6 protein-coding genes are annotated in these 11,075 nt (G+C 40.1%); 2 read left to right on the top strand and 4 right to left on the bottom strand.

Going from position 1 to position 11,075, the window contains the following annotated elements; translation table 11 throughout:
• Window positions 1-53: 53 nt before the first annotated feature.
• A complete protein-coding gene (locus tag DXB63_RS03340; RefSeq protein WP_158563630.1) occupies window positions 54-1,391 on the top strand; it encodes a leucine-rich repeat protein in 1,338 nt (445 codons plus the stop codon).
• Window positions 1,392-1,458: 67 nt separating this feature from the next.
• Here DXB63_RS03340 and DXB63_RS03335 read toward each other — a convergent pair whose 3' ends face one another.
• Complete coding sequence (locus DXB63_RS03335; RefSeq protein WP_122124958.1) at window positions 1,459-1,656, bottom strand: hypothetical protein; 198 nt, start codon at window positions 1,654-1,656, stop codon at window positions 1,459-1,461.
• A 120-nt stretch (window positions 1,657-1,776) separates the two neighbouring features.
• Here DXB63_RS03335 and DXB63_RS03330 point away from each other — a divergent pair, with 120 nt between their 5' ends.
• The gene (locus DXB63_RS03330) at window positions 1,777-3,126 is read left to right on the top strand and encodes a leucine-rich repeat protein (protein WP_158563629.1); all 1,350 of its coding nucleotides are present in this window, start codon (window positions 1,777-1,779) and stop codon (window positions 3,124-3,126) included.
• A gap of 78 nt (window positions 3,127-3,204) precedes the next feature.
• Here DXB63_RS03330 and DXB63_RS03325 read toward each other — a convergent pair whose 3' ends face one another.
• From DXB63_RS03325 to DXB63_RS03315, 3 genes are read right to left on the bottom strand one after another with little or no spacing between them, the layout of a single operon-like run.
• Complete coding sequence (locus DXB63_RS03325) at window positions 3,205-7,089, bottom strand: hypothetical protein (protein WP_122124956.1); 3,885 nt, start codon at window positions 7,087-7,089, stop codon at window positions 3,205-3,207.
• 26 nt (window positions 7,090-7,115) lie between these two features.
• The gene (locus tag DXB63_RS03320) at window positions 7,116-7,601 is read right to left on the bottom strand and encodes a hypothetical protein (RefSeq protein WP_199604153.1); all 486 of its coding nucleotides are present in this window, start codon (window positions 7,599-7,601) and stop codon (window positions 7,116-7,118) included.
• Between the two features lie 2 nt (window positions 7,602-7,603).
• Window positions 7,604-10,996, bottom strand: a complete 3,393-nt coding sequence (locus DXB63_RS03315; protein WP_122124954.1) for a hypothetical protein — start codon at window positions 10,994-10,996, stop codon at window positions 7,604-7,606.
• Between the last annotated feature and the right edge of the window lie 79 nt (window positions 10,997-11,075).

The following is an 11,075-nucleotide window of genomic DNA, read 5'->3' as shown; positions in this document are numbered from 1 at the left end:
TTTACAAAAATATTCTTAGATTTGTAACCATAAACTAAACCCTGTAAATGCATATGAAAAAGATTCTATTACTAATGCTTTCTGTTTTGGTTCTTCTGAGTTGCAAGGACGAGGAACCTGTCAATCAGATTTATCTTGAAAATGGGCAGATTGACCTGGCGGTTAAAACCTGTTACCAACTAAAAATCAATCGTGACAAGCCAACAGCCACAGCGACATATATCTTCTCTTCATCAAACGAAAACATAGCGACAGTCGATGACAAAGGTTTTGTCACCGCTATTGCCAACGGACATGCCACCATCTCTGTAAAAGAATCCAACTCAGAGCAAGTAGCGACTTGCAGGATTAATGTAAAACCGTTCGAAGTAACGATCTCAAACAAAGAGATAACATTAAAGCCCGATGAAATGCAAAGCCTGTCGGTAACATTAAATCCAGCGTCATCCATTAACCAATATGTGAAATGGGAGACAAGCGACGAACAAATAGTAAAAGTGAACGAAAACGGCTGGGTCACTGCCGTAAATTCCGGTGAGGCTTATGTCATTGCATCATGTGGTGGAGAACCCGATTCCTGCAAAGTTATGGTGGAATACAAAGAACTCGTCATTAATTTGGAAACACCGGGAACATTGAAAGAGTTTCTAAACGAAGATATTAGCAAGCTGACTATCACAGGGAACATCAATTTTGTAGATATGTTCACTATAAGAAAATCAGACAAACTTATTTATATAGATATGAGTAAAGCACACATTGTGAGTTATCAAGATAATTACTATAGTAACAATGAGAACGAATTACCTAAAGAAGCTTTCATGAACTCTAATATCAGAATATGCCTTCTTCCCAACGACTTAAAATCAATTGGAGAAAGCTCTTTCAAAAATTGTAAAAAACTAATCAAAGTAAATATTCCGCAAACTGTAAGAACCATATCAAACGGAGCATTTTCTGATTGCACTTCATTAATATCCATACAATTACCAAATGATTTAGGAACAATAGAAAGTTCAGCTTTTGCATATACAGGCATTAAATCCATAATTATTCCTCCTAAAATAAAAAAGATACTTTCTCAGACTTTTGAATATTCACGAATATCTTCTATAACTCTGCCTGAAGGGTTAGAAAGTATAGGAAGCAGTGCATTTAAAGGCAGTAGCATTGAAAAATTAATACTTCCCTGCAATTTAAAATCATTAGGAAATCATACCTTTTCAAACTGCCTTTCTTTAATTGAAATCCATTCATTAAACCCTATTCCTCCAAGCGCAGATAATACTACATTTTGGTATACTTACAATTTATATATTCCCAAAGGTTCTTATGACAAATATTATATCGCTCCAGGTTGGATGGAATTTAAAAACATTATTGAAGAATAGAAACAGAGAAAACCAGAAAGGATCTAACGTTTATGGTTAAGATTCTTTCTGTTTTCTAGTCATTCCATTACTTGATCTTCAAATATCCACTGCTATCCCTGTATAATTGTCCTTGCTCAGTAGCTTCTGATTCTGTTGGCAGCTTTGCACGAACAACAACTTTATCATTCTTTTTCTTTATCTCAAAAAAGTTATTGGTATCATACATTACGCTTATACCATCTATGCCGATTATATTCTGATTAATGACTTTAGAGATTGTCAAAAGATTACTATCTGAAATATTAAAAGATTGATACTAAACTCATCTTTTCCTCAAGAATTCATCAACCTTTACAAAAATATTCTTAGATTTGTAACCATAAACTAAACCCTGTAAATGTATATGAAAAAGATTCTATTACTATTGTTTTCTGTTTTGTTATTACTGAGTTGCAAGGACGAGGAGTCCAAAGGACGAATTTACTTTGCAGAAGAAGAAATCGACTTGATATCATTAAGTAAATATCAATTAAAAGTCATCAACGAAACGCCCGGATTTGAAACATTAAAATATACTTTTAAATCTTCGGATACAAAAATAGTTGAAGTGAATGAAGACGGAATGATAACCGGTCGAGCTGTTGGTACAGCAACTGTTACGGCAACAGCGGAAGAACTTGGTCTGTCTGCCACATGCCGGATTAACGTTAAATCTTATAAAATTACTCTTTCACAGGAAACAATAACACTAAAGCCGAATGAAACATATGAATTATCGGTTACTATTTCACCTGAACCGGAAACCATGCCTGAAATAAAATGGCAAACTGATGATAAAGATGTAGCCATTGTAGACAATGGAAAAATCATTGCTATTAATTCTGGTGAAACAACGATTACAGCATCTATCATAGGAGATTCGACGAGGTGTAAAGTTATAGTAAAACATAATGAACTTACTCTTAATTTAGAAATTCCAGGAACACTCAAAGATTATCTAAATCAGGATATAAGTAAACTGACAATTACAGGTAACATCAATGCTATGGATATAAATACCATGAAAGAGGCTACTAAACTGATCAACATAGATATGAGCAAAGCACACATTATAAGTTATCAAGATACATACGACAATTATATCGCAGATGTATTGCCTAAAAATGCATTTAATAATTCTCAAATAACAATATGTAAACTTCCTACCAATTTAAAGATCATAGATGAAAAAGCATTTTACCAATGTCGAAAACTCATATCAATCACAATTCCAGAAACTGTTGAAAAAATATCTGAATCAGCGTTTGTAAGTTGCACTTCATTAAAATCTATACACTTGCCCAATTCCTTAGAATCAATAGAAAATGCTGCATTTCTGCTTTCTGGAATAGAATCTATTGTTATTCCTCCCAAAATAAAAAAAATACCAAATAACTCTTTTAATGGTTCTAAGCTTTCATCTATAACTCTGCCTGAAAACTTAGAATATATTGGGATATTAGCCTTTGCAAGTAGTAATATTAAAGAAATAACTCTCCCAAGTAAGTTAGATTCGTTAGGATGGTCTTGTTTTTCAGCTTGTACTTCACTAACTAGTATTCATTCTTTAAATCCTAACCCGCCAAGTGTAGATAAAGATAGAGAAACATTCTGGAATACTGAATTTTGTAAATTATATATACCAAAAGGTTCATATGATAAATATAATACAACACCAGGTTGGATGGAATTTCAAAATATTATAGAGGAATAAAAAGAAGAAAACAGAAGGTAATATAGTATAGCTTATATTATCTTCTGATTCTATTATACCTATATGCAAATATATATTTTAGGAATTACGCTTATTTATTTTCACAAAACCATTTTCATCCACATACAACTGATTTTCTTCTATAACAGTATTTATATTTGGTAATTTAGCTCTTACAACTATACCATTGGTTTTCTTTTTCACCTCAAACACATTGTCCGTATCATATATCACACTAATCCCATCTCTACCAATTATATTTTGATTGACAATTTTAAATAATGACAGTAAACAAGTATTATTAGGAGTATATGATACATGATACTCTGTTTTTGCAGATTCAAAAGGAACGTATTCATATAAACGAGTATCATATATTGCCTCTATATTATAAATTGCAGGAGACAAACTCAACGTTATTTCACCATTTATTCTCTGTGAAGGTTTAGGATTCAATGTTTTACTTCCACTTTCCTGTTCTATTGATAAAACCGCAAAAAGTTCACCTAATGTTTTTCTTATTTCATATTGATCATTCCTTATTATAACTCTAATTCGACTTTCCATATCACCAAAGCTGCCTTCATCTCTAGCACGAATTTGCATAAACATTTCTAATAAAAAATCATATTTGATTACATAGGTTCCTCTCTTTTCAATATTTATATCACCTAAAGATAATATATGTTTTTTACCATCAGGTTTATCATCTATCTCCATATATCCTATGCCAGCATATATATTGTTAGCTCCCTCTGATACTTCAGATATATCTTTGGCTGTTATATTAATACCCTGTAGTGTGTTTTTATCCACTATACTAATTTCACTATCACTGATACAGAGTTCACCCTTTTCATCCCATTTGATATTTCCTCCCGCTAAATGACCACTTCCATTATTTTTTAATACAATCTTATATTTATCTTCATCATTATCTATTTTTATCGTATCATCTCTTTTTAACTTGATATCACCATCTAAAATTTTAATAGATCCTGATACATCATCAATTATAACATTCCCATTAAAAGAAGTAGCTCCGGTGATGTCGACCTTATTTCCGGAGATCTTCACACCTTCGGGAGCCAGATTTATGGAAGAAACCAAATCACCACGTGTCACGGATAGGTTTACACGGTCTACAAACTGCTCCATCGTGGAACGGATCTCACCGATAGACGGCTCGTTCAACGTCAGCGTCACAAAGGAAATATAGATATCTCCGATACATGAGATAAAGAAATTACCGTTGCCGTAAGTGATGTTTTCCACCAGATACTTGAACTCACCGTTGCCCGTGAGACGGACCACTTGCTGCTTGCCGTCAAAACCAAAGCTCAACATGGCAGAACCCTTTACGGCATATTTCATCGTAACGATATGCTTGGGACCACCCGACGGACTTTTGGCGAAATTAGAATACAACTGCGTTACACGCCCGTTACGAAGATGAAGCGCATACTCCTCACCATAAGGCTCGATACGGATCAGCTTGTCTTCCAGATACAAAGAACCGTTCAGAAACAACAGACCCTCATTGTCAACATAGACAGACTCCGGATTATACTCCCACTTATCCAGTGTCAGGTTAAACAAACCGTTGGAGAGGCAGTTATTCTTCTGATTGTAGTAATAAGTCCAACCGGAGATCTGGCTCGTTATCTTACCTTCAACAGAGGCGATTCTGGTCAGGAGGTTATCACCGTTCTCCGAAAAGAAATCCCCCACAAACTTGTTACCTTCCGGAGAAAGAACCACAACATCTTTGCCGGCAAGCGTAAAGCTGTTGATGCCCCGGTACTGAACATAAGTAGGACTGCCGTAGGAAGTCTCCATTATCACATTCTGACGATCAGGATTGCCAGTATTACCACACAGGCAAATATCATCACCGGCAGCAGGAATACCCGTGCAATCGGAAGCCTTTTCCCCGTTACGGTCCGACAATACGATGTAATCATCACCGACTTTCACTACCTTACGCCAGTAAAACTTCAACCCTTTTCCTGTGAACACCTGACAGCGCGCCAAGTCGTTCTCCTTGAATTCATTCTCTACCTCATTATTCTCTCCCCGGTCAAAAAAGCAGCGGTAACCTACGAGTTTTCCCGCCTCAGATACGTTCTCAACCATTGTACATTTCATACGGGCAGGTGAAGCGATACGAGCACCTCCCACATGGGAAAGTTTCTCGATTACCAATTCACGGAAGACCGCTTCCATGCGGACAAGCAGTTTATCCACCTCCAGCTTGGAATTCCCATCCGCATCATACCCTATATGCCAACCCGTGCCGGACGAAACCACAGCAGCATCCCGGATACCATCCTTAAAAACAGCCTCCTTATTAAAAGTAATGGCTCCCGCTGCAATATCATCTTCCAAACGGCTCAACGCTTTCCGCTTGATTTCCAACATAGTGCGTAAAGCAGAAAGAACGTTGAAATTGCTCATCTCCGCTGTATCCCATGTTTTCAGAATAGCAAATGTAGTGTCGTCAAGCTTGTCCGCAATCATCATCTTTATATCATTGATATTGGACTCCATACGGTCTGCACGCCCCTTTCCTACCGCATGACTGCACTCGATGTACATCTGCAAAGGATTATTTATCTTTTTGGAGATAGAAGTAATACGGCTGTCACGGCTTCCCCCTCCTTCAAAATACTGTTTACTTTTCAACTTCACCCGGCTTCCCAGCTTCAGGTCTATCGCATTCTCATCCAAATAAATATAGTCCGTATTAGCCTTATAAACACTGACATCCTCGCTATATTTCTTCAGATAATCCCCAACAGCCTGTTGAAATGCTTTTTCTGCCGCTTTACACACTTCTCCGGGCAATGAAATGTTATACAGGATATACGGATCGCCTTCTTTCGGAATCAGACTTCCGCCCGGCAGTTGTTGCCCTTCAAACGGAAACTGAGTGACTATCTCAAATTCTTTAGTGGTGCTGCTGTAGTTGACTTCAAAATCCCTGCCGTTCAAATTTCCACCCTGAAAAACGATATGTTTTGTCAGACCGGCTATTTCATGGTCATTTGGGTCAAATTCCGTGTTATCGCTTTTAAAGAAATAGATATTAAAGGGCTTTCCGTCCTCTCCTGTCTTCTCTGTCCAACGAACGGCTGTCACCTTAAAATCCATCCTGGGATAAATCTCTGAAAAAGCATCTTCCTCCACCGCTTCATAAATACCGTATTGCGTGTTTTGTTCCACATAACGGGGCCTGACACCGTTTTCATCTACCGGTAGTTGCAAACGTGAAAAGCCATAACTGCTTTTGTCGATGTTACGAGTACTGCCAAGCGGTATCAGGCGGGTGATGAACTGTACATCCCCGTCGTTCTCCGTTTTAGACAGATCGAGCAGTCCTTCCCCATATCCCAGTTCATAAGGAGAGTTGTCCCGTTCGCAACGGGATAAAAAGATACAACTGTCATCTATCCACCATTCCGTCTCAAAAGTATTGGCTATCTCATTCAGCGCATCAAAGCAATACCTGTTCTTATATTCGATTGTCTTGGATAAGTCCTGAATCTCTGGATCAATAACGGCTTTCCATTCCTTCCCACTGTTCTGGATATGGTTGACTCTGTTCAATATCTTCGCCAAATGATCCGCAGGCCTTCCATCGAGCGAAAAGTCCGTTTCAAAATCCCCGTCGGTCTCATGCACCACCAACACCTTTTTCAATTCCCCGATAATTCCGTAAAACTTCGGGCTGTATTCATACTCCTGATTATTGTTGTGCGTAGGCTCATAATCATTGAGCAACGTATAACGCTGTCCTTCATAGTCTATGTAATCATTCACATGAAGTTTGATGTAGGCCGGAAGCGTGAAAGAAAGGTTCAGCACATCATCCCCCATCAAATCCTGCTTACACGTGGAATTGTCCGAAGGAGACACGGCGGTCACCAATTCATTCTTCTGATTATATATATTCAGTTTCATATAGCATTTATTTTTTCTGTTATTACTCAGACCGCCGGATTGGGTTCTCTCAATACAACTTTCAGCTTGGCAGCTACCGTTTTACCATCCTCCAGCGGAGTGATTTGGCTGTACTGGCTACATTGTTTGTAATACATTTTATAGGTTTTACCCAACTCGGCCACTTCGATACGCAACCATCCGTCACCTTTTTCACCATTCGCCTTTTCTCCGCTTTTCAGCATACGGACAAATTTATCATAATTACTCATCCAACTTTGCTTGTTTTCAGCTACAAGAGCGAAGTAAAGTGTCACATCTCTAGCTTCAAAACAGGGGGAAGGCAATCGTTCCGGTAGCTTCTCACCATCTTCCTCGCGGAAACTCACCGACGTGTAAGGCTTCATGGCGGGCGGCTTCAGCAACTCTTCATAATTACTCAAATCACCCTGCCGCTCCTCTACCAGAAATGCGCCGTAATTTTGATAGACACACTGTCCGTTTATTTTCAAAAGATTATTCAATACTTTCATAATTATTTCATTTTAATACCGTCACGTTTCATTTCATTAATATCCGCTGCCATCCCCATCAGGCAGGAGGTGTTGTCCGCTATCCGGTTCAACGTATCGAAACTGTCGAACATCACCACACTCATATCCGTCATTTTATCATCTATGCTCACAGCGTGGTCCTGCAGCGAGGTAAACAGTCCTTCCAGTTTCGTTCCCTGCTCCTGAGACATCGTAGTAAATGCTCCGGCTTCCGCTCCTTTTTGCGAACTGCCTTCGGTCACACTTGTTCCTGTTATTTCTTCCAGTTGCTCACCGCTTGCCGTGATTTCTTCCATCATCTTCTGATACTTCTCTTTCAGGTAGGCGATGTCCGATTGTGTCAATCCGTCCTCATCGTTTGCCAGCGCAGCCCACTCCTCATAAAACTCGCGGGATTTTTCTTCTGCCATCATCTGAATGGCAGAAGTCACAGCTCCTTTCATCAATTCCTCAAAGCTGTCGGCAAAATCGGCGGCACTGCGTTTCCCGGCTTTAAAACCATCCACAATGGAAGACACAAAACCGTCAAAAGAGGTTCCGGTAAATGTTTCTCTCACCGACTCCAGATATTCTTCCTGACGGGCAGCAAGGTCTTCACCCTCTTCTTTTGCTTTCTTCAATGCTTCATAATATTGCATTCCTTCCTCAGAGAGCTTTCCGGCTGCTGCCAACTGTTCGATTTCTTCCCAGCTTTTGCCTTCCAAACTACCCCATTCCGTTTCAATCTTGGCCTTACGAAACCATGTACCGTGTTTATAAGTTTCACTCTCTTTATACTGAGTTCCCATCAGCTTCTTCCAAAGCTCATCCTGCTCCTTGGCATTGGCACTCGACTGATTGTTAAGTTCTTCTCCCTGACGTTTGATATGGTTCAACGTACTTTCACCAATCTTTTTTGCCCATTCATAGCGTTGCCTGTACAAAGCATTAACCTCAAGTTCAGCCAGATATGATTTTCTTTCATTGGCCTCCAATTCTTTGCGCACTTTGGCATTTTCCGCTTTCACCTTCTTGCCCATGGCGAAGATGGAACTGATTCCACTCACCATACTAGAGATTCCACCCACAATATCACCGGAAGCTATCTGGGCAGCACCGGCACCTACATCAAATACAGATTGGGCAAGCGCCATAGCCTGATCAATGGCATAGCCCACCTCATCACCGAATACTGCTCCGAGACAATCTCCCATATTACCCAGAAAAGCAGTACAGGCTTTGAAAGATTCTCCTAACCCGGCTATCGCCTTTTGAGCATCTTCCGGTTTATCCGATTTGAAAGACTTGAACAGATTTTCCGATTGGGACATAAAGCCGGCAAACGGATTCTTTTTAGTAAGGTCTCCCTCTTTGGTATCAATAATACCACCCAACTTATTCTTAAAATCCTTATCGCCAACCAGTGATTTGACTTTCTCCGGATCAACTCCTTCAGGTAGTTTCACACCTTCTTTGCCATCCAGATAGTCATACAACTGCTTTGCCTGCTCCAAAATATTGCCAATATCTTTGACAGACTTGCGGGAGGCATCTTCTGAAATAAGTTTCCAGGTAGCTGTATTCGTCAATACGGTTTCGGCATTTTTCTTTTGTTCTTCTTCCAGACTTTTGACGGCTGCTTTCTTTTTATCTTCCAGAATGTTTATCGATTCTTTCAGTTGCGCCTGCTCCGCTTCTGTCTTAGCTCCGCTCAGTTGTGTTTCAAGTTTTAGAGCGTCGGCAGCATATTGTTTATCCAGTTCTGTGCGCCTGGTTGCATAAGACTGATATTTCTTCAGCAACTCATCCACTTCTTTCTGCTTTTTCTCATTATCCTCCTTGCTAACGGTATCAATCTTATTATCATAAATTTCTCCGGCATTTTCCCGTTGCTTCTCATAATTAAGACGGATTACCTGCACTACTTCGGGAGATACTTCTTCCCCTGCCCTTCGCAGTTCGTCATAATGGCGGAGCATCCTGCTTTCTTCCTCGTCAATACGCGCTATCTCCTCCTGATATTCCTTGTCGGCAATCATCTTCTTACGTTCCGACGCATCTTTTTCCAAAGCGATTTCCTGATCCTTGAGTCGTTTTTCAGCATCCAACTGATACTTTTCCATCTCATTGGTAACCGTAGGCGCATTCTGTTTTGAGGAACCGGCATTTGTCTCTATATTTCCTTTTGTCAATGCGGCATCGGACAAATTCCCCATTCTCACTCCCATGTGTAAGATTGCAGTTCCTTCTTCCAATCCTTTTTTTGCCTCAGCAGCAGCTTGCCTTTGAGACATTTTCATCATTTCCCCTAATATCAAATAATAACTTTTTCCAGACCCCTCCGATAATTTCTTCGCAGCTCCCCTCATACTATCCATTTCAGCTTTATTAAACTGTTTCGGGGTTTCCGCCTCAATCATCTTCTCCACGGCCTTCTTGTATTTTTCAGAAGCCAGTTCCATGGCAGCCGCCATCATGGCACGCTTACTCATAGATTCAAGGAATGCACCTTCATTATCCACCAACAGATTTTCGGCTTCGCTTACGCTTCCTACCACAACACCCAGCTTCTTGAAAGCCTCTTGATTATCTTCCACAAATTTTTGCTTTTGCTTCATATCATTACCTAACGCCTGATATTGCATCTGCAATTTTTTGTATTCCAATATCTGTGAGGCAACACTTCCGGAAACCGACTTACGCAACTGTTCTTCCTGTTCCGCCTGCCGTCTGGCAGTTTCAGCCGCTTCCTCCTGTTTCCGTTGGGCTTCCTCCTGTGCGCTGCTAAACTGATTCCAAGCATAAATCAATCCTGTAATAACCACCGAAAGTCCCAATGTAAGTGTAGCCATCAGAACTTGCGCAGCCCCTGCAGAGAGTCCCAAAGCCACTGCCAGCCGGGTATTTGCAGCTGTAAACAAATCAATACCCTTAGCCACCATGGCACTTATGGAGAAGCTCTTTACACCTGCCAGATTGGCAACTTCCTGTATCCCATTGGTTATAGCCATTACTGCCTGAAGGTTTGCCTCTACACGAGCCAGCTTCTCCTTTTCCGCTCCCAGCAACCCTGCAGTAGCTATGCCTGCCTGCATTATTGTATTCAGGCTTGCCAGTTCTCCCTTACTTTCCGACAGATTAGAAATGGCAATATTGAGTTCTACTTTCAATCCGTCGGCAAGAGTACCTGCCGACAGTGTATCCAGTTTTCCGCGAAGTGACTGAATTTGGTTTTCAAGCCGTTTCACCGCCTCAACCTGCCTGTCATAATCCGCAATGAAAGAAGCTGTCGCCTGCTCCATTGTCTGCTCTAAATTCGTGATACTCTGAGTGACTCCGCTTACTCCGTCTTTGGTGCGGTCACGCATGATTACTTCCAGTTCTATTGGTTCCATATTATTTTAATTGATAACTGATAAATAAGATTCAAAAGGACTTTTTTCAGTCCACAACAAACGTACGATGTTTACACTA

It is taken from the genome of Bacteroides sp. OM05-12, assembly GCF_003438995.1.
Taxonomy (GTDB): Bacteria; Bacteroidota; Bacteroidia; order Bacteroidales; family Bacteroidaceae; genus Bacteroides.
The sequence above is the reverse complement of the archived record's forward strand: the minus strand, read 5'-3'. Positions and strand labels throughout refer to the sequence as shown.